This is a genomic window from Aromatoleum petrolei (assembly GCF_017894385.1).
Lineage (GTDB): Bacteria > Pseudomonadota > Gammaproteobacteria > Burkholderiales > Rhodocyclaceae > Aromatoleum > Aromatoleum petrolei.
On sequence record NZ_CP059560.1, the window covers coordinates 3,224,092 to 3,243,456 of the forward strand.

A 19,365-nucleotide genomic window follows, 5' to 3' on the forward strand; every position below is an offset into this window, starting at 1 on the left:
GTGCGCCGCGGCGCCACGGGAGGGGCTTATTCCTCGTCGATCACCGCCGACGTGTACACGTTCTGCACGTCGTCGAGCGAATCGAGCGCGTCGAGCAGCTTCTGCATGCGCACCGCATCGTCACCTTCGAGTTCGGTCTCGTTCAGCGGCTTCATCGTCACTTCGCCGAACTCGGCCTTGAAGCCTGCCTTCTCGAGAGCTTCCTTCACGGTGGAGAATTCGTACGGGGCGGTGACGACTTCGATCGAGCCGTCGTCGTTGGGAATGACGTCCTCGGCGCCGGCCTCCAGGGCGGCCTCCATCAGTGCATCCTCGCTCGTGCCCGGGGCGAACATCAGCTGGCCGCAGTGCTTGAACTGGAACGCGACGCAGCCGTCGGTGCCCATGTTGCCGCCGTACTTCGAGAAGGCATGGCGTACGTCGGCGACCGTGCGGGTCTTGTTGTCGGTGAGGCAGTCGACCATCACCGCGGCGCCGGCGATGCCGTAGCCTTCATAGCGCACTTCCTCGTAGCTCACGCCCTCGAGTTCGCCGGTGCCGCGCTTGATCGCGCGGTCGATGTTCTCGCCCGGCATGTTCTGCGTCTTCGCGTTATCGACGGCGAGGCGCAGGCGCGGGTTGAAGTTCGGGTCGCCCCCGCCCATGCGCGCGGCGACGGTGATTTCCTTGATCAGCTTGGTGAAGACCTTGCCCCGCTTCGCGTCCTGACGGCCCTTGCGGTGCTGGATGTTGGCCCATTTGGAATGACCAGCCATAAAAAACCTCGAATCCTGCCGGGTGGCGTTGAATGAACAGAACCGCGCGCATTATACCCGCGCACCGCACACGTCTTCACGGGCGTGATCCGTGCCGAAGCCGGTCGGCTCTGGTAGATTCCTGTCATCATTTTTCGACATCCCTTGCCGGAAGGCCGGCTTGGTGGGAATGGGAGGCACGATGCGGCGGAAGCTCATGCTGGGCGCGGTAATCGCGCAGCTGTGCGTGGCGGGAGGGGCGTTTGCCGAGGAACAGACGAGCTACCACGGTTGCACCGATTCCGCCGGCCGCGCAGTGGCCGCGGTGAGCGATCCGGCGCTCGATCAGGTGGTCGCGAGTCTTTCCGGCGCCGCGCCCGCGATCCGCTACAACGAGGCAGTCCTGCCGCGCCTGACGCCCGAGTCGCGATTGTTCCTGTTTGCACACGAGTGTGCCCGCCACAACCTCGGCCTGCCGCTCGACGGCAACCGGACCGAGGGCGACGCGCGGCGCGCAGACTGTCATGGTCTCGAGTCGCTGCTGCGCTCGGGGCTGCTTGACGCGGGGCGCATTGACGCGCTCGAACGCGAGCTACAGTTCTCTGCCGAGGAGTGGGAGCGCGTACCGGGGCCGCCACGGACGGTCACGCTGCGCACCTGCGCGACGCTGAATGCAGTTGAGCACCTGCTCACGCGGCCGACGCGGGCCAAGCCCGAATGGAATGCCTGCGTACGCGGGTGCGGGGAGCGGCTATGGTCCTGTGCTCCGCACAACGTCGCGTGCGAGGACGCCTACGACCGCTGCGTGAGCCTGTGTGATTTCCGTTCCCCGCCGTGACGGACGTCCGCTTGGCCACTGGTACACTGAATCCGCCACAAACGAACAAGAGAGGCATTTCGAAATGGCCGACCCGCTGCTCATCGCAAAGAACGCCCAGAAGGACATCACCCTGCTGCCCCGCCTCGCCAATCGCCATGGCCTGATCACGGGTGCGACCGGCACGGGCAAGACCGTGACGCTGCAGAAGATGGCCGAGGCCTTCTCGTCCATCGGCGTGCCGGTGTTCATGGCCGACGTGAAGGGCGATCTGTCGGGGGCCGGGGCGGCCGGCGTCGCGTCCGATAAGCTCATGCAGCGCCTCGCCGCCCTGGGCATCACCGAATACGCGCCGCGTGCGAACCCCGTGGTGTTCTGGGACGTCTTCGGCGATCTCGGCCACCCCGTGCGGGCGACGATCTCGGACATGGGGCCGTTGCTGATCGCGCGCCTGTTGAACCTCAACGAGACGCAGGCCGGCGTGCTGCAGCTGGTGTTCAAGATCGCCGACGACAACGGCATGCTGCTGCTGGACCTCAAGGACCTACGCGCGATGATCCAGTACGTGGGCGACAACGCGAAGTCCTTCACGACGGAGTACGGCAACGTCTCGGCTGCCTCGATCGGCGCGATCCAGCGCGGCCTGCTGGCGCTCGAGCAGGAAGGCGGCGACCAGTTTTTCGGCGAGCCGATGCTGGATCTGGCCGACCTGATCCAGACCGACGGCGAGGGCCGCGGGGTGATCAACATCCTCGCCGCGGAAAGGCTCTATCACTCGCCCAAGCTGTACTCGACCTTCCTGCTGTGGATGCTGGCGGAGCTGTTCGAGCAGCTGCCCGAAGTCGGCGACCTGGACAAACCCAAGCTGGTGTTCTTCTTCGACGAGGCGCACCTGCTGTTCAACGAGGCGCCCAAGGCGCTGGTCGAGAAAGTGGAGCAGGTCGTGCGGCTGATTCGCTCGAAGGGCGTCGGCGTGTATTTCGTGACGCAGAACCCGCTCGACGTGCCCGAGACGGTGCTTGGCCAGCTCGGCAACCGCGTGCAGCATGCGCTCCGCGCCTTCACGCCGCGTGACCAGAAGGCGGTGAAGACCGCCGCCGAGACGATGCGCGCGAATCCGGCCTTCGACGCGGCGACCGCGATCACCGAACTGGGTGTCGGCGAGGCGCTGGTGTCCTTCCTCGACGACAAGGGACGCCCCGAGGTGGTCGAACGCGCCTTCGTGATCGCGCCGGCGTCGCGTCTCGGTCCGATGACGACGGACGAGCGCCGTGCCGTGATCGAGGGATCGGTGCTGTACGGGCATTACGAGAAGCTGCTCGACCGCGAATCGGCCTACGAGATGCTGCGCGCGCAGGCGGGCGCCGGCGCGGGGGGAGCGTCCGCCGGAGCGCCCGCGGGTCAAGCGCCTGCCGGTGCGCAGGAAGGTGGCGGCATGACGGGGGGCGGCGCGCTGGGCGGCATGGGCGACATCCTGTTCGGCTCCACCGGGCCGCGCGGCGGCAAGCGCGAGGGGTTGGTCGAGATCGCCGCGAAGACCGTCGTGCGCACGATCGGCAGCTCCGTCGGCCGCGAGATCGTTCGCGGGCTGCTCGGTTCGCTGCTGGGGGGGCGCCGCCGATGAGGCGCCCAAACTGAGCGGATGAGCCTCGCCTCGAATCGCGCCGGGTTGCTGTTCGCGACGCTCGGTGCGATCGGATTCTCGTTCAAGGCGATCTTCGTCAAGAACTTCGTCAAGTACACGAAAAATCCGGGGCCGGTCAGTGTCGGATCCTAAAAACTACAGGCTTGGATTCTGGCTTGCCGTCGGGGCCGCGGCCGGCTTCTCGGCAAAAGCCGTGCTCGTAAAGCTAGCCTACGCAGTGCCCAACCCCGCCCTTCAAGGGACCGCGGTCGACGCGGTTACGCTATTGGCGCTCCGCATGCTATTCGCCGCACCGGCTTTCGGAATTGCGGCGCTCCATACCCGAGGCGCGAATACTCTCGGCTTGAAACACTGGCTTGCTTTGGTTGGGGTCGGACTGGCCGGATATTACGGCGCGAGCATTCTGGACTTCTGGGGGCTCGCCTATATATCGGCAGGACTGGAACGCCTGATCCTGTTCACCTACCCCAGCCTTACCTTGTTGATCGGCGTCATCTTCTTGCGAAAGCGCTTGAGTCGCCGCGACTGGTTGGCCTTGCTGTTGACATACGTTGGAATCGCGGTTGCCTTCGCGCATGATCTGCATCTGGCCGCAGATAGCACAGCGATTTGGACAGGCACGGCGCTGGTCTTCCTTTCAAGTTTGGCCTACGCAATTTACTTGGCGGGAGGAGGCGAGCTCATCGGCAGACTGGGTGGTGGCCGTTTCACCGCCTTGGCCATGGCTATTGCGACGGTAGCTACCCTCACGCATTACCTGCTCTCTAGGCCATGGGCAGAGATCTTCAATCAGCCGTGGCAAATTTATGTCTTGGCCCTTGGCATGGCGGTCTTCTCTACGGTGGTTCCGGTATTTATGCAGTCTGCTGCCATCAAGCACATCGGAGCAGGGCGAGCATCGATGATCGGAATGCTCGGCCCCGTTGCAACGATTGCCCTTAGCTCGTGGCTTCTCGACGAGCCGCTGTCATTTTGGCAACTTGCGGGGGCAGCTATCGTTATCGTCGGCGTTGCGTTAATCAGTAAGAGATAATCGGGTCCTGACACAGTGGAACGGGGTAAAGTCGGGTAAGGACTGTGTCAAATTAAGCGCACTCCAATAGGGATAGGGCAAAATAACTCCGCCCACGCTTATTCGAGCCGCTCGTACTCCAACAACACCTGGGACAGCAAGGCTTCGGGGCCATCTCCCACGAGTCGCTCGGCATCTGGACCGCCAAGTGCAATCGCGCGGCATCTGTCGTGCGTCTGGGCCTCGACTTCATGCAGATGATGCCGGCTTCGCGTACCTGATTCCCGCCGCGATGTTGATCGGTCTGGGCAAGGTGCTGGGCGTGTTGGCGACGGTGATCTTTGCGATGCTGCCGGTGGTGCGACTGACGAGCCGCGGAATCCGCTAGGTCAACAGCGAGCAGGTCGAGGCGGGCATCACCTTTGGCTGCACGCCTTGGCAGTTGTTGTTCAAGGTGCGGATTCCCGGGGAATTGCCGTCCATCATGGCCGGCATCAACCCGACCATCATGATGGCACTTTCGATGGTAATCATCGCGTCCATGGTCGGCGCGGGTGGTCTGGGCAACGACGTGCTCACGAGCATCTCGCGCCTCGACATCGGCCTCGGCTTTGAGTCCGGACTGGCGGTCGTGCTGCTCGCGGCCATCATGGACCGGATCACGGGAAGGATGGCGACGACCCGCCCGTCGAAGAGAGTGCAGGCGTCGCCGTTCGACAGATATGGACGGAGCACGAACTGTCTTCCGACCGATTCAAGATCTCCGAGGACCTGATGCTCCGGCGCACCGGCCCGTTCTCCTGGAATCCGGCGGCCGGCAAGACGAAGACGGCGAACGCGAACGAACATGGCAATGAATGCTGTATGAATCACCAGTATAATCGGATTCGCCAGGACAGGCCCGCCCGTGGAAGGGCGGCCGATGACGATTTGAGGCAGTTACGTCTATGTCCCTTAGGCAATTTCCTGCAAAGACAGTGGCCCCCATAATGCTGTGTCCTGAAAGCTTCGCTGGGACAGTTCCATGAAACGACCGTTGCGCTTACGTCCTCGCGTTCTTCGTGTGCGCGGCGTCGCCGCCCGCTTACGCGGAAGTCTTCAAGTGCAAGCAAGGCGACGGCAAGGTCGTCTATCAGGACTATCCGTGCAAGGGAAATCCCAACAGCGCGCCGATGGACCTGCTACCTGACCAACCGACTTACCGCGACCGCGTGACGGCCTACGAGCGCGCAGCGGCCGAACGGGAGTTCGTTCAGGGTGTCGAGGCCGAACGCGATCGGAACAAGGCGCTGGCGCGCGTCGAGGAAAGCTCAAGGACGAAGGTCGCCGTTCGCAACGATGAGCAGTGCAACGACTACACCGCGAAGGCTGACCGGATCGAGAAGCAGGCGCGGAACTGGTGGTACCCGTTCCACTACCGGGAGCAACTCCGCAATCAGGCTCGCGCGCTCCGAGACAAGTATTTTCGGGAGTGCTTGGGGAGCCGGTAGCGGAGACCGTAGAGGTAAACCACAGAAAACCACGATGTGTGGCCTGCAGCCGTACACTTCGCTAAGAGGTGGAGTCGGAAGCCGGGAAGCTGCTTGTCGGTGCGGATTCAACCGGTGGGTGGCTACTCAGTCACCGGCCAACAAGTCGGTGTCCTGTCGGCGATCTACGAATTTGGCCGAAAGGCAGGTTTGCCCTTGTCGCAAAGTGCGAACAGTGCGCTGATATGTCAATGACAGGAATCGGAAGCTGTCGATCGCCGAGAATATGCGAACATCAAAAGCTGCGGCTCGCGTTCCTGAACTCGGCGAATGCGCATGCTGTCGGGCACCCAATCCAGCTAGCGCGTTCCCCGGCATCGAGCACCGCTCGGTGTTCCCAGCGGCTCACGCGCCGATAGTCACTCGGCGTACATTGCACATTGATGACACATTGCGAACGGTCTGAACTCCAGTAATGCTTGATCATCGGACCGCCTTCGAGGCTGGCGAAGCGCCAGACGAGGCGCAGGCCCGGCGCCCGGTGGTATTTGTAGGGCGCGAGGTCATTGATTAAATCGTCTCGTCGAAGCGGGCCTTTGCCTTGGCCGCCTAGATGCTGGATTTCGGGGCGATGGCCCGGATCCCCGCCTCCTAGCAAGTCAAAATATACTCACCCTTAACGTGGCCTCCGTCGACAATCCAAGTCAGATCACCACCATCACTGCCTTCTTGTACCTGCTTCGCTCTGAGAACCAGAAGGTTTCGTCTGTCATGGCTGTGGTGCTATGCGGTACAATAACGCGGTTTTCTGTCGGGTGAATGATTGTAGTTTCGGTCGTGGACGGGGTTCTTGACGGCAAAGTTTTCGTCGCTGCCGGACAAAGTTAAATAAACTCCTCATCAACTTCGTCGTGCTCGCAGAGGCGGCAATCTCGAGCGTTCTACCACCTGTAAAGCTTCGGGAAAGGCTGATACTGGCGACTTCAGCCTCGTCGAAGTCAAAGCAAAAGGAGGCCTAGGTTTGTTCCCTTCATCGGAGAGTCATTTATGGCGTCATTGAGCCTAAGCAGCATTGCAGGGAGTGATCATCACCGGCCGCTTTGCGTTGATCTGGACGGCACCCTGATCTACTCTGACATGCTACATGAGACAGTTCTTGGCATCCTCAGAGTTGCCCCCCTTGCTTCCTTATGCCTTCCATTTTGGCTGCTTCGAGGCAAGGCTAACCTCAAGCAAAATGTTGCCATGCGGGCGGAGTTCGATCCAGCCACTTTGCCCTACAACCTTGATCTTGTCGACTGGCTACGCCAACAACACACATTAGGCCGCCGACTGATTCTTTGCACTGCATCAGATCATTCTATCGCCGATCCTATTGCGCGGCATCTTGGTGTTTTCGATGAAGTAATATCCAGCGATGGCATGGTAAATCTTGGGGGCGCAAACAAGGCCAAAGCCTTAGTCGACCGCTTTGGCGAAAGAGGTTTTGACTACGCCGGTAATTCTAGTGCCGATCTTGCAGTATGGGAGCACGCACGGCGGGCCATTATCGTCAATGCATCTGGCCAAGTACAAAGTGATGCTGAAGCCTGTGCCGAAGTAGAGGCGGTATTTGAGGGGCGGAACTCTGGCTTCGCGGTCTGGCGAAAGGTGCTACGCGTACATCAGTGGTTGAAAAATGCCTTATTGTTCGTCCCCCTGTTTGCCTCGCACCGCGTTGCAGATGGCGAAGCCTGGATGGCGCTGCTTCTAGCTTTCGTCGCATTTAGCCTCTGCGCTTCCTCAGTTTATATTGCCAATGACCTGCTCGACCTAGAGAGTGACCGTCAGCATCCGCGAAAATGTAAGCGCCCGTTCGCAGCCGGTGCGGTGCCAGTTTGGCAGGGCGTATTACTGGCGCCGGTTTTGCTGGCCGTCAGTCTCCTTGTTGCTGCCCAAGTTAGTTCCCCTTTTCTAGCCTGGCTGGTCGCCTATTTCGGGGTGACTTGCCTGTATTCCATCCAGTTGAAACAACTTGTCCTGATCGACAGCCTAACCCTTGCCATGTTGTACACCTTGCGCATCGTCGCTGGTGCGGCCGCCGTGGGCATGGTGCTGTCGTTCTGGCTGCTGGCCTTTTCGGTCTTCCTTTTTTTGTCGCTGGCCTTCGTCAAGCGCTTTGCGGAGTTGCAGGTGCAGTTGCTGCACGGCAAGCACAAGGCGCACGGGCGGGGCTATTTGACAGACGATGCGCCGCTAGTGCAGATGTTAGGAGTCACCGCTGGCTTCTCTTCGGTGCTGGTATTGGCGTTGTATCTGAACAGCGAAGACGTGTTGCGCATGTACCAGAGCCCGCATTGGGTCTGGGGCACTGTGCCGGTCATGCTGTTCTGGATCAGTTGGGTCTGGCTACGTGCGCATCGTGGGGAAATGCATGACGACCCCCTGATTTTTGCAGTCAGGGATAAGGCCAGTTTGTCTGCGGGGGCGGCGTTCGCGTTGTTCCTTACCATCGGAACAGTCGGCTAGTCATGGTAGCAGTTTCTTCCTGGGGGCGCCTTGGCACTTTCAAGCACTCCGTCGTGCCGCTTTCTGACAGAATGCGGCTGCCGGTTTTCTCTGAAGAGTTAGGCTTGGCCTACGGTAATGGCCGCAGCTATGGCGATGTCTGCCTCAATCCGGACGGAGTATTGTGGACAACAAAGGGGCTTGATCACTTCATCGCATTCGATGATGAAACCGGCGTTCTTGAATGCGAGGCCGGCTTGCTGTTGCGAGATATTCAGCAAACACTCGTCCCCCGCGGCTGGATGTTGCCGGTTACACCGGGCACGCAATTAATTACGATCGGCGGTGCGATCGCCAACGATGTCCATGGTAAAAACCATCATGTCATGGGCTCTTTTGGTGACCACGTGCTTGCCCTGCGACTGCTGCGGACAAATGGTGAAGTGATCGAATGCGGCCCGACTGAAAAGGCCGACTGGTTTGCCGCAACAGTGGGCGGTATGGGGCTGACCGGTTTGATCGCGCAAGCCAGAATTCAACTACGGAAAATCGCCGGGCCGTGGCTGGAAACCGAGAATATCCCGTATACGAATCTTGATGCCTTCTTCAAGCTGGCCGACGGATCCGAAGCGGCGTGGGAGCACACAGTCTCGTGGATAGACTGCATGTCCCGCGGTGAGGGTCGCGGCATATTCATGCGCGGCAACCATGTTGCTGCTCAGGAGGGGCCACAACTTAAGCAGGGCAAAAAAACGGTACCGATGGTGCCGCCGATTTCATTGGTCAACCGTGCGACCTTGAAACCGTTCAACTTTGCCTATTACCATTTTCAAGCACTTAAGAGTGGCAAGTCACGGATTCACTACGAACCGTTCTTTTATCCGCTGGATAACCTTCTCGAGTGGAACCGCATCTACGGCCCGCGCGGTTTTTACCAGTATCAGAGTGTCGTGCCGCGTCCCGTCGGGCAGGATGCAGTCCGAGCAATGCTCCAAGAAATTGCACGCTCGGGAGAGGGCTCGTTTCTGGGTGTACTCAAGACCTTCGGCAGTCGCAAGCCAATCGGGATGATGAGCTTCACGCAGCCGGGCGTCACGCTAGCGCTGGACTTCCCCAATCATGGCGAGCGGACGCATGTTCTATTTGCCCGCCTAGATGCGATCGTCCGCGATGCGGGAGGGCGAATTTACGCGGCCAAGGATGCGCGCATGCCGCGCGACCTGTTCGAGTCCGGGTATCCGCGCCTCAGTGATTTTTTGCAATACCGCGACCGAGGGATCAGTTCTGCGATGTCCCGTCGCTTGATGGGAAGTTAATCGTGCTGAAAAAAATAGTAATCGTCGGTGCAACATCGGCCATGGCCGAACATTGTGCGCGATTGTGGGTCCAGGAATCACCTAAAGTTTTGGTTCTCGCGGGGCGTGATCAGACAAAGACCGAACGGGTGGCGCAGGATTTGCGGGTGCGGAGCCCGCAATCGGAAATTACCGTTCAAGTTCTAAATTTTCTTGACCCAGATTGCATTCACGAGTGGGTCGAAGGCGTGACAGCTGATGGGGTGCCGGACATCGTGCTAATCGCACATGGTTCATTGCCTGACCAAATGGATTGCCAGCAAGAATTGGGTCTATGCGAAGAGGTTCTTACGGTGAATGGCGTTTCACCGGCACTTTTTGCAGAAGCCTTCGCCAATCCAATGCAGAGGGCGAACCGTGGAACCTTGGCCATTATCGGTTCGGTCGCGGGAGATCGCGGTCGCAAGTCTAATTATGTCTATGGTGCCGCCAAGGGCCTGGTAACGCGATATGCGCAGGGTTTGCAGCATCGCCTAGCCCGAACGAACGTCAAGGTTGTCCTGATTAAACCAGGGCCGACGGATACGCCGATGACAGAACGGCTCAAAGCTGACGGGGTCAATTTTGCCGAAGTTTCAGACGTCGCAAAAACTATTGTTGTAGGCGTCGCACGCGGCACGCCGCTTATTTATACACCTCGAAAATGGATATTGATCATGATGATCGTTCGCCATTTGCCACGCTTTATCTTTAATCGGATGGATATCTAGGAATGATCGATGAACAACAGTGCCCCGCTACGGATCTGCGATTGCATTTAGATAGCCGGTTATGCAACAGAAGTCATTCCAGCACTCAAAGCGGAACAAATAAAGCCGGATATTTCGGTAAGTGGATGATTAAAATCCTGATTGTCGTACTGGCTTTTAATCTTGCCGTATTTTCCACATACCCCATAAATGTTGGCTTATATGACTATTCTAATTATCTTAAAATGATAATGGAGGGGTCGTCTTTTTTGGTTCACGCATCTGGTTATCCTGCTGCCTTACATCTGTTGTTTGACTTATTGTCAATAACACCGACAGGGGGGCAATACCTTACAGATACGGATTGGTTGCTCACCATTCAGAAATTCCAGCTCGGCATACATTTAATTCTTTATCTTGTAGCCCTGTGGCTTTGCTACAAATCTTACGGATCGCTTGTTACGCTATTGTTCTCGTTTGGCTGGGGGACGTGTATCGTATTTGCAAATGCGGTTAATACCGCCGGCCCTGAATGGCTGCAAGGGCACGGCATAATTCTTTCATTATTGCTTAGTGCTTATGCCGGTACTCTCGATGGGTATCGTAAAGCGCTTGCTTACACATTTTCAGCCGCAGTATTCGCAGGAGCATATTTAGTAAAGTACAACTCGTTATTGTTAGCTCCGGCGCTATTAGGCTTTATTCTTTTCGAACGAAAAGGCTGGTTCTTTAAAGTTTCGCAAATTATAGCATCCACCCTGATATTCTCCGTTGTTGTGCATATTTATGCGTCAGAGTATCACTATAAGACTGCCGGAACAAAACAGCTCACTTTTGACCATGCATGGATTTTAACGGATTCTCTGCCTGCAAATTATCTGACTAAAAACCCTGAAACCATGGGGATAAACACATTGCGTTACGTATCCCTTGTTAGAATAACTCCAACAGATTGGAGTAAATTAGACTGGGGAAATCCGGGCGATTTTTTGGAGGGGTACAAGGACAAATACGATAATTTAATGGTCCTCGATAGGAATGATTTAATAAGTATAGCAAAACAAACCCCGTTACCCCCTGGGGTTACTGCTAACAACTCATCCCTCCCGCTTTACAATTATTATGGCAAGGCAAGGGCGGATAGGCTGGGTATCTTAGTATATTTTGAGGCGCTTCGGGATCACCCAGATTACTATCTAAAGCGAGTCACATCTGGTCTGTGGAAGACTTTCAGGGAAATTCCGTACGGAGTGACTTTCCCAATATATTCCGAACCGCTGGGGGCTTCATTTGGCGCACCAGATTTCGTTGCGGGAACCATTAAACTGTTTCCGCCCAAAGATTTGGGAAGCCCATATTACGCACCTTACTATAATCCAACCGAGATTTTATCCTTCTGGGGGGTAAAGTTCATGGATATGTTTAATGCAATTAAATCATCATCACTTATATATTTTATCTTTAACTTAATTGCTGTTATCGGATTATTAACGGCCGTCAACTTAAGGACAAAGTTGAATGGAGTGATTTTGACGGGCGGGTTATTATGTTATGTGTTGGCATCCTACATGATTATCGGGATACGCTTCAAAGAGGCCGTTGCTATTGTTCCGGTGTATTTCCTTATATCGTCGCTTGGGATTTCTAACGCCTTTCAATTCGCCAGAACGTCTATCGCGAAGTGGAAGAGGTCAGCACTATGAAGGAACAGAAAATTCTTTTGCCAGGCGGAGCAGGCCTTGTTGGTCAAAATCTTGTCGCTCGCCTCAAGGCCAGGGGTTACTCAAACATAGTCGTTCTCGATAAGCATCGTGCGAACGTGGCGGTTCTTAAGCAGGTGCAACCGGACGTCACGGTTGAATATGCTGACCTAGCTGAGCCAGGTGACTGGCAGCGCCATTTCGTCGGCGCCGATGTCGTCGTAATGCTCCAGGCACAAATCGGTGGTTACAAATATCAGGAATTTGTTCGTAACAACATCGATTCAACCCGACACGTACTTGATGCCATCAAGACCAACAATGTGCCGTATCTGGTGCACATCAGTTCCTCGGTCGTCGAGTCGGTGGCGGATGATTTCTACACCAACACTAAGAAGGATCAGGAAAAAATGGTGTTGGAGAGCGGAATTCCCTGCTCGGTGTTGCGCCCGACCTTGATGTTCGGTTGGTTCGACCGAAAGCACTTGGGGTGGTTGTCGCGCTTCATGAAGAAAGTGCCGATTTTCCCGATTCCTGGGCACGGACGTTACGTGCGCCAGCCGCTTTATGTCGGGGATTTTACCAACATCATTATTAGTTGCATTGAGAACCGCATCCGCGGTGGAATCTACAATATCTCAGGGCACGAGAAGGTTGATTACATCGACATGATCCGCGAGATCAAATGCGCCACGCGGTCTGAGACGATCATCCTGCGTATCCCGTTTGCGCTGTTCTATGCCCTGCTGTGGGTATGGGGCTTGTTTGACAAAAATCCCCCTTTTACGACTCAGCAGTTGGCAGCCTTGAGTGCAAAGGATGAATTCGAGGTGATCAATTGGCCACAAATTTTCGGGGTGCCCTACACGCCGTTCAAGGTGGCCGTGGATGAAACCTTTAACGATCCGCGGTACAGCGCCGTACTATTGGAGTTCTGATATGGTGCAGCGGATAGCGGTTCTCGGAGCCGGACCGATGGGCTTGGCCGTTGCCTACCAATTGGCTCTGGATGGGCATCAGCCGGTGCTGTTCGAGGCGGAGGACCGTATAGGTGGCATGACGGCGACTTTCGACTTTGGCGGACTTGAAATCGAGCGTTACTACCACTTCCATTGCATTTCGGACCATGCTTTCTTGAAGATGCTTGAGGAGCTGGGTATTGCCGACCGGATGCGCTGGGTGGAAACCAGGATGGGCTACTGGTTCCAGAGGCGCTTGCAGCCCTGGGGTAACCCGATGGCGCTACTGAGGTTTCGTGGATTGGGCTTTGTCGCCAAAATTCGTTACGGCTTACATGCTTTTGTGTCAACCAAGCGCAACAATTGGCGGGCGCTGGACAATGTCGAGGCAACGGGTTGGATTCGGCGGTGGGTCGGTGACGAAGCCTGGGAGGTTCTTTGGCGGCGCCTGTTTGATTACAAGTTCTACGATTACGCCAAGGGTTTGTCGGCCGCATGGATCTGGAGTCGCATCCGGCGCATAGGGCGATCGCGGTACAGTCTGTTCCGGGAGAAGCTGGGTTATCTCGAAGGTGGCTCCAGTACGCTGATGCAGGCATTGAAGACTGCAATCGAGGTACGAGGAGGGGAGGTTCGCCTTAAGTCGTGTGTCGAGAAAGTGGTCATCGAGGGCGGTAGAGTGGTCGGGGTGCAAACTACCGGACAGTTTGAGCCTTTCGACAAGGTCGTCAGTACGATTCCCTTGCCGTATGTGCCACGGATCATGCCGGACCTGCCCAATGAAGTGCTTTCCAAATTCAAGGCGATCAAGAATATTGCTGTTGTTTGCGTGATCGCCAAACTCAAGAAACCAGTTACCGAAAATTTCTGGTTGAATACCAACGATCCGGAGATGGATATCCCTGGGGTGGTGGAATATACGAACCTGCGTCCTCTGAATCAACACGTGGTTTATGTCCCGTTCTATGTACCTAGCGAACACCCAATGTTTGCCGAACCGGATGAGGCCTTCCTGTGCAAGGTGCGGCGCTATCTGAAAATGATTAATTCGGCGCTAACCGATGAAGATTTCATCGATATCCGTGCCAGCCGTTACCGCTACGCCCAGCCCGTCTGCGATCCGGGCTATTTGGACAAATTGCCGCCAGTTGCGTTGCCGGTACGGGGTTTGTGGGTCGCAGATACCTCGTATTACTACCCCGAGGATCGGGGCATTTCGGAGAGTATTGGGTTTGGGCGGGAGATGGCGAAAATGGCTGCCTATGGTTACCACCCGACATGAGCGCGATAGTAAGATGCTAACGCAGGAATTCCTGCGTTTCATGATTGCTGGCGGAATCGCTGCCGGGGCTAACTTTGGCTCACGTTTTGTGTTCAGCATGTTTCTGGACTATGGCTTTGCAGTTTTCGTTGCTTATCTGGTCGGGATGCAGGTCGCCTTTTTGCTGATGCGCGGGCATGTGTTCGACGCGAAGAGCGGGCCTCTGGCGTCGCAGGTTGCCAAGTTTGTTGGCGTGAACGTGGTGGCAGTGTTGCAGACGCTGGTGATCAGTCTGGTGCTCGCGCGCTGGCTGTTACCGTCATTCGGAATTGTCGAGCATGCCGAGGCGCTAGCGCATCTGGTTGGCGTGCTGGTCCCAGTGGTGACCAGTTATTTCGGGCACAAGTTTCTGACCTTTCGATGAATCGGCCAGCGAAGCGTATCCAATTGGAGCTCGGCGATCCGCGCCTCATTCGGGCTGTCGGTTGGTTTGTCGGCGCCGGGCTACTTTGCTATCTGGTGGCAACCTTCTGGTTTGGCTGGCGGGAGACGATTGGTGCGTTAGCTGCGTTGGGGTGGCGTGCTTTGCTGATCGGTGCGGTGTTCGCATCGACCGCCTACCTCTGGCGATTTGGCCGCTGGGAGTATTCGCTCCAATGCCTGGGGTATGCAGTGCCAAGGGTACGCCATTTGGGCATTTATCTGTCCGGGCTGGCGTTGTCTGCGACACCCGGTAAAATCGGAGAGACTTTTCGCTCGGCCTTGCTGTTGCAGCAAGGAGTGAGAGTGGCGGATAGCCTCGCTGCGTTTCTGACCGACCGTGCTTCAGACGTATTGGCGATGTGCTTGTTGGGGGGGGGGGCGGCGTGGTTCGTCGGACAACCGCTGGCTTGGGCATGGGCGCTGGCGTTTGCTTTCATGTTGTTGGGGAGTTGGGGATTCGCATATCTGCTGTTGCATCCACTGACCGATGCCTGGTGGAACTGGCTGATGCTTCATTTGAAATGGCTACCGATTAAGGGTGGGCAGGAGATGCTTGAAAGCTGGGCCGGCGTCTGGAAGTTGCCCCGAGTTCTGGTTTTTTCTGCCCTAGCGATGCTTGCCTATGGTTCTCAGGCACTTGTATTTGCCTGGTTCTGTGATGTTACCGGGGTAGGGTTGCTAGTTGCCGATTGCGTATTGATCTTCGTTCAGGCAACCCTATTCGGCGCCGCAACTATGTTGCCAGGTGGCTTGGGGGCGATGGAGGCGGCGCTGGTGTTTCAGTTGATCGAACATGGGGTGGGTGATGCTCTTGCGGTATCGTTGGCGATTTCAATTCGGTTGGTGACGCTTTGGCTTGGGATGTCATTGGGGGGCGTTTCGTTGCTCAGCCTTGGTGCAGGCCTTCGAGTTCAGGAATGAGCATTATTCCGTTTCCACTGGCGGCATTCGAATTGCGATACTGAGTTACATAGCCATTTCATGGTTCTGTTTTTTTGTCATGCTGATCGAGGCGGATTGCCGAGTGCCATTTTCATTAAAGACTCGTGCCCACGCTATTGATGAGGATGGCCGGTTTGTTGGTGGTAGCGGCCAAAAAACCTGCGAACGGTATAATTCCGCATCGGTGCACGCTCCTGCCGGGCAGCCTGTACTCCCAAATGGCAGCAAACAGGTCAATGACCGCTTCTGAGCAGCTTACGCCAGGAATGACTGCATGGGATAGAAATCCCGACCTTCGGGTTGTGATCGATTGGGTGAGGTCATTGCCGGCCGCTTTGTAGAGCCCCAGTTCGAAGACACGTAATTTGGCTGACTGCTCGCATTCGGGAAACCGCTACGGCTGTTTTGGGCACGATCCGGACCTAGCGAGATAGTGTAAGCGGCAGTAAAACCCGTCGAATTGCCAATGGCCGATCTCTTGTCAGAATCGGCCACTTTTCATTAAATAGGCCACTGACCGCTTGTGGCCGGTAGAACCGGTTCGCCCACTTTCCCAGAAGCTGCCGGCCGACCCTCGGCGAACAATCAGACTCCGATCTGTTGCTACGGACTGAAAATTGACCCTCTGGAGGTGCGGACGAAAACTTGGACTCTTAAGGAGAGCGTCCATGTATTCGTACGCAGACCGCATGAGGGCCGTGCAGCTCTACATCAAACTTGGTAAGCGCGTGGGTGCGACCATCCGTAAGCTGGGCTACCCGACGAAGAATGCACTCAAGGACTGGTATCGAGAATACGAACGTCGTCACGACTTGCCAGGAGGCTATGTACGCACCAAGCCATGGTATTCAGATGAACAGAAGCGGGTTGCCGTCGAGCACTATCTGATTCATGGTCGGTGCCAGGCAGCGACCATGAAGGCGCTGGGTTACCCTTGCCGTATAACGCTTTCGGCCTGGATCGATGAATATGATCCTGAAGCTAGGCGACGCGTCGTTGGCAAGATCGTAACCTCCAAGCCCCGATCGGAGCAGCAGAAGCGAGCTGCGGTGATCGATCTGTGCTCCAGGCGTGAGAGTGCGCGCGAGGTGGCTCAGGAGGTGGGCATTAGCCGCCAGACGTTGTACAAGTGGAAAGATCAGCAACTTGGTCATGAGGCTCCCGCATACATGACACACCGTCGCGATTTGCCACAAACTGCCAGCCGCGGAGAATTGGAGCGCGAGCTCGACGCTCTGCGTAGGGACGTCCAGCGCCTGCAGCTCGAACACGACCTGCTGACGAAGGCCAACGAACTGTTAAAAAAAGATCTGGGCATCGACCTGCGGCTCCTGACAAATCGGGAGAAGACGCTGCTGATTGATGCCCTGCGACAGATCCACGCTCTGCCAGAACTCCTTGCACGGCTTGACCTCGCCCGCAGCTCCTATTTTTATCATCGCGCGCAGCTGCGCCTTGGTGACCGGTACGCGGAGCTTCGCCAGACCATTGTGGCGCTCTTCGAAGCCAATCATCACTGCTACGGTTACCGCCGCATCCACGCGGCGCTGGCCAAAGGGTACGGGCACGTCTCCGAGAAGATCGTGCGCCGCCTGATGAAGCAGGAGCAGCTCATCGTCGCTACCGTGAAGCGGCGCCGGTACAGTTCCTACCAGGGGGAGCTGGACGTCGCACCGGAGAACCTGGTCAATCGTGACTTCCAGGCTGCGGCACCAAACAAGAAGTGGCTCACCGATATCACAGAATTCCAATTGCCCGCAGGCAAGGTATATCTGTCGCCCATGATCGACTGCTTCGACGGACTCGTCGTCAGTTGGACCGTGGGCACGCGTCCGGACGCTGAGCTTGTAAACACCATGTTGGATGCCGCTATCGAGACAATCGCCGAGAGTCCCGATCGGCCGGTTGTGCACTCCGATCGCGGTGCCCATTACCGCTGGCCCGGGTGGCTCTCGCGAATGCACAAGGCCGACCTCACGCGTTCCATGTCACGCAAAGGGTGCTCACCGGATAACGCGGCCTGCGAGGGTTTTTTCGGACGGCTGAAAAACGAGATGTACTACCATCGCAACTGGATCAACACGACGCTTGGCGAGTTCATGCAGCAGGTGGATTCCTACATCCGCTGGTATAACCAGCATCGAATCAAACTCTCACTCGGTGGTCTGAGCCCCTTGGAGTACCGGCAGTTTCTGGGAATTGCAGCATAAACAGTCCAAGTTTTCGCCCGCACCTCCGGGGGGTCAAAATTCAACGCGCGCGGACATGCCCGAGTCAATTAGATCGAGAAGCAAGCGCTGAGACTTGCTGGGAGGTGCGCGCGAGAGCCGGTCCAGCGCCTCGACCAACAGAAAAGACCCGGGAGCCACCGTCCCTGATTCGACAGCGTGCAAGAAATCCTTTAGCTCGCCGCGTTTGAGATTGGCCCCGTGGAAAGCGGACCGCCCCAAATCGGTAAATTTCAGATCTGCGAGTTCCAGTCCGTTGAGTTCTGCATACTCGCGGGCGATCTCGGTCTGGCGTCTAAAGGAATCTCCGCCTGACTGGCTGGGGGTTGAGAAGCGAATGTACGAATAGGCCTTGGTCATCGTGTCGCCTTAGTTAAGTGTACATATGATACAGTTGGGTCAAGCTCGCGTACCGCTACGGCGTGGACGCGGAGACCCTGCTCGCGCTGCGCATGGGCTTCTCGCTGCCCTTCTTCGTCGTGATGGGGCTGGTCGCCGACGCGCGCGCCACGCGTCGCATGGACGGGCGCGACTGGCTGTGGATGGTCGCGCTGGGTTTTTCCGGCTACTACCTGTCGAGCTATCTCGACTTTCTCGGCCTGCGCTACATCACCGCTGCGCTCGAGCGCCTGATCCTGTTCCTGTATCCGACGCTGGTGATCGTCCTGTCGGCGCTCTTCCGGGCCAAGCCGGTCGGCCGGCGCACGTTGGCGGCGCTGGCGCTGTGCTACTGCGGCATCGGGCTGGCGGTGGGGCACGACCTGCACGTCGCCGGCGATGCGCGGGATGTGGCGATCGGCGGAACCCTGGTGTTCGTGAGCGCGCTGTCCTACGCGGTACCTGATGGGCAACGGCCAGGTCGTCGGCCGGCTTGGTGCGATGCGCGTGACCGCTTTCGCGACGAGCGTCGCGTCCGTGCTGTGCATCGGCCAGTTCTTCGTGCTGCGGCCCGTCTCCGCGCTCGATCAGCCGTGGCAGGTGTATGCGCTGGGCGTGGCGATGGCGCTGATGTCAACGGTGGCGCCGGTGTGGCTCGTGTCGGAGGCGATCCGCCGCCTCGGCGCCGGGCCGGTGTCGCTGATGGGGACGCTGGGCCCGGTCGTGACGATCCTTCTCGGCTGGCTGCTGCTCGATGAGGCGCTGGGCGTGTCGCAGCTCGCCGGAGCGGCGCTGGTGATCGTTGGCGTGCTGGTGATGGCGCGGCGCTGACGGGCGCGCAACTCGCGGCGAGCCGCGGCTGTCCAACGGAACGTCACCATCCGTGCGAGGTCGCGCCATGACGCCCGAATCCGTCGAGTCCCTGATCGCCGAGATCGAAGCCGAGGATCACATCGATTTCGGCGACCTCGCCATTGGCGAGCAGGAGGCGCGCAGCCTGATGGCGCGCCATTTCTGCGACATCGACCACCGGCTCGCCGAGCACGGCATGAGCGCCGAGGACCGGCTGGAGGTCATGGCCGCGATCGCGGCGCACACGATGGTCGAGAACCTCGTGCTGCATCTGGGGCGCCTGCGCGGTGCGGTGGCGAAGCGCGACTTCCACGCCTGGATGCGCCGTCACGGCATGGGGTGAGCGGCCGCTCG

The 19,365-nt window shown here is 57.6% G+C and carries 19 protein-coding genes and 1 pseudogene; 18 read left to right on the forward strand and 2 right to left on the reverse strand.

What is annotated here, in order from left to right; all coding sequences use genetic code 11:
* Positions 1-26: 26 nt before the first annotated feature.
* Positions 27-755, reverse strand: a complete 729-nt coding sequence (locus tag ToN1_RS14670) for a YebC/PmpR family DNA-binding transcriptional regulator (protein ID WP_169207942.1) — start codon at positions 753-755, stop codon at positions 27-29.
* Positions 756-936: 181 nt separating this feature from the next.
* On the opposite strand from ToN1_RS14670, the gene ToN1_RS14675 reads away from it, so the two are divergent.
* The 15 genes from ToN1_RS14675 (at position 937) to ToN1_RS14740 (ending at position 17,763) form a co-directional block, all read left to right on the forward strand.
* Positions 937-1,572, forward strand: a complete 636-nt coding sequence (locus ToN1_RS14675; protein ID WP_169207943.1) for a hypothetical protein — start codon at positions 937-939, stop codon at positions 1,570-1,572.
* A gap of 64 nt (positions 1,573-1,636) precedes the next feature.
* Positions 1,637-3,175 (forward strand): helicase HerA-like C-terminal domain-containing protein, encoded by a 1,539-nt coding sequence (locus ToN1_RS14680; protein WP_169207944.1) that lies wholly within the window; start codon positions 1,637-1,639, stop codon positions 3,173-3,175.
* Positions 3,176-3,193: 18 nt separating this feature from the next.
* Positions 3,194-3,328, forward strand: a complete 135-nt coding sequence (locus tag ToN1_RS24915; protein ID WP_280516642.1) for a hypothetical protein — start codon at positions 3,194-3,196, stop codon at positions 3,326-3,328.
* A 61-nt stretch (positions 3,329-3,389) separates the two neighbouring features.
* Positions 3,390-4,229, forward strand: coding sequence for a DMT family transporter (locus ToN1_RS14685; RefSeq protein ID WP_244861063.1), 840 nt, complete (start codon positions 3,390-3,392; stop codon positions 4,227-4,229).
* Positions 4,230-4,653: 424 nt separating this feature from the next.
* Positions 4,654-4,983, forward strand: a complete 330-nt coding sequence (locus ToN1_RS24790) for a hypothetical protein (RefSeq protein ID WP_244861064.1) — start codon at positions 4,654-4,656, stop codon at positions 4,981-4,983.
* Positions 4,984-5,269: 286 nt separating this feature from the next.
* Positions 5,270-5,698 carry a DUF4124 domain-containing protein gene (locus ToN1_RS14695; protein WP_169207946.1) on the forward strand — a complete coding sequence of 143 codons (429 nt, stop codon included), beginning with the start codon at positions 5,270-5,272 and terminating at the stop codon, positions 5,696-5,698.
* Between the two features lie 1,026 nt (positions 5,699-6,724).
* A complete protein-coding gene (locus ToN1_RS14700) occupies positions 6,725-8,185 on the forward strand; it encodes a UbiA family prenyltransferase (RefSeq protein WP_169207947.1) in 1,461 nt (486 codons plus the stop codon).
* Positions 8,186-8,289: 104 nt separating this feature from the next.
* On the forward strand, positions 8,290-9,480 hold the full coding sequence (locus tag ToN1_RS14705) for an FAD-binding oxidoreductase (RefSeq protein WP_210147823.1): 1,191 nt from the start codon (positions 8,290-8,292) through the stop codon (positions 9,478-9,480).
* A 2-nt stretch (positions 9,481-9,482) separates the two neighbouring features.
* Positions 9,483-10,229, forward strand: coding sequence for an SDR family NAD(P)-dependent oxidoreductase (locus ToN1_RS14710; protein ID WP_244860787.1), 747 nt, complete (start codon positions 9,483-9,485; stop codon positions 10,227-10,229).
* A 2-nt stretch (positions 10,230-10,231) separates the two neighbouring features.
* A complete protein-coding gene (locus tag ToN1_RS14715; protein WP_169207949.1) occupies positions 10,232-11,911 on the forward strand; it encodes a hypothetical protein in 1,680 nt (559 codons plus the stop codon).
* Positions 11,908-12,846 carry an NAD-dependent epimerase/dehydratase family protein gene (locus ToN1_RS14720; RefSeq protein WP_169207950.1) on the forward strand — a complete coding sequence of 313 codons (939 nt, stop codon included), beginning with the start codon at positions 11,908-11,910 and terminating at the stop codon, positions 12,844-12,846. Before ToN1_RS14715 ends, ToN1_RS14720 begins: the two co-directional genes overlap by 4 nt.
* A 1-nt stretch (position 12,847) precedes the next feature.
* Positions 12,848-14,149, forward strand: a complete 1,302-nt coding sequence (locus tag ToN1_RS14725; protein WP_169207955.1) for an NAD(P)/FAD-dependent oxidoreductase — start codon at positions 12,848-12,850, stop codon at positions 14,147-14,149.
* Positions 14,150-14,162: 13 nt separating this feature from the next.
* On the forward strand, positions 14,163-14,552 hold the full coding sequence (locus ToN1_RS14730) for a GtrA family protein (RefSeq protein ID WP_169207951.1): 390 nt from the start codon (positions 14,163-14,165) through the stop codon (positions 14,550-14,552).
* Positions 14,553-14,575: 23 nt separating this feature from the next.
* Entirely contained in the window at positions 14,576-15,532 is a 957-nt protein-coding gene (locus ToN1_RS14735; protein ID WP_210147824.1) for a lysylphosphatidylglycerol synthase transmembrane domain-containing protein, read from the forward strand.
* 689 nt (positions 15,533-16,221) lie between these two features.
* Complete coding sequence (locus ToN1_RS14740; RefSeq protein WP_169208947.1) at positions 16,222-17,763, forward strand: IS3 family transposase; 1,542 nt, start codon at positions 16,222-16,224, stop codon at positions 17,761-17,763.
* 33 nt (positions 17,764-17,796) lie between these two features.
* Here ToN1_RS14740 and ToN1_RS14745 read toward each other — a convergent pair whose 3' ends face one another.
* On the reverse strand, positions 17,797-18,141 hold the full coding sequence (locus ToN1_RS14745) for a recombinase family protein (protein WP_169205760.1): 345 nt from the start codon (positions 18,139-18,141) through the stop codon (positions 17,797-17,799).
* 92 nt (positions 18,142-18,233) lie between these two features.
* Here ToN1_RS14745 and ToN1_RS24795 point away from each other — a divergent pair.
* The 3 genes and pseudogenes from ToN1_RS24795 to ToN1_RS14755 form a co-directional block, all read left to right on the forward strand.
* Positions 18,234-18,470, forward strand: a pseudogene (locus tag ToN1_RS24795) (EamA/RhaT family transporter); the annotation flags it as partial.
* Between the two features lie 154 nt (positions 18,471-18,624).
* Positions 18,625-18,990, forward strand: a complete 366-nt coding sequence (locus ToN1_RS24800; RefSeq protein ID WP_244860788.1) for an EamA family transporter — start codon at positions 18,625-18,627, stop codon at positions 18,988-18,990.
* Between the two features lie 67 nt (positions 18,991-19,057).
* A complete protein-coding gene (locus ToN1_RS14755) occupies positions 19,058-19,354 on the forward strand; it encodes a hypothetical protein (protein ID WP_169129523.1) in 297 nt (98 codons plus the stop codon).
* The last annotated feature ends 11 nt before the right edge of the window (positions 19,355-19,365 follow it).

What these genes read in the sequence shown, in the direction of transcription:
- ToN1_RS14715 (WP_169207949.1), top strand. Translation starts at nt 10,232, where the DNA reads ATGATCGATGAACAACAGTGCCCCGCTACGGATCTGCGATTGCATTTA.
- ToN1_RS14740 (WP_169208947.1), top strand. Translation starts at nt 16,222, where the DNA reads ATGTATTCGTACGCAGACCGCATGAGGGCCGTGCAGCTCTACATCAAA.
- ToN1_RS14725 (WP_169207955.1), top strand. Translation starts at nt 12,848, where the DNA reads ATGGTGCAGCGGATAGCGGTTCTCGGAGCCGGACCGATGGGCTTGGCC.
- ToN1_RS14670 (WP_169207942.1), bottom strand. Translation starts at nt 755, where the DNA reads ATGGCTGGTCATTCCAAATGGGCCAACATCCAGCACCGCAAGGGCCGT.
- ToN1_RS14730 (WP_169207951.1), top strand. Translation starts at nt 14,163, where the DNA reads ATGCTAACGCAGGAATTCCTGCGTTTCATGATTGCTGGCGGAATCGCT.
- ToN1_RS24800 (WP_244860788.1), top strand. Translation starts at nt 18,625, where the DNA reads ATGGGCAACGGCCAGGTCGTCGGCCGGCTTGGTGCGATGCGCGTGACC.
- ToN1_RS24915 (WP_280516642.1), top strand. Translation starts at nt 3,194, where the DNA reads ATGAGCCTCGCCTCGAATCGCGCCGGGTTGCTGTTCGCGACGCTCGGT.
- ToN1_RS14745 (WP_169205760.1), bottom strand. Translation starts at nt 18,141, where the DNA reads ATGACCAAGGCCTATTCGTACATTCGCTTCTCAACCCCCAGCCAGTCA.
- ToN1_RS14680 (WP_169207944.1), top strand. Translation starts at nt 1,637, where the DNA reads ATGGCCGACCCGCTGCTCATCGCAAAGAACGCCCAGAAGGACATCACC.
- ToN1_RS14755 (WP_169129523.1), top strand. Translation starts at nt 19,058, where the DNA reads ATGACGCCCGAATCCGTCGAGTCCCTGATCGCCGAGATCGAAGCCGAG.
- ToN1_RS14720 (WP_169207950.1), top strand. Translation starts at nt 11,908, where the DNA reads ATGAAGGAACAGAAAATTCTTTTGCCAGGCGGAGCAGGCCTTGTTGGT.
- ToN1_RS14700 (WP_169207947.1), top strand. Translation starts at nt 6,725, where the DNA reads ATGGCGTCATTGAGCCTAAGCAGCATTGCAGGGAGTGATCATCACCGG.
- ToN1_RS14675 (WP_169207943.1), top strand. Translation starts at nt 937, where the DNA reads ATGCGGCGGAAGCTCATGCTGGGCGCGGTAATCGCGCAGCTGTGCGTG.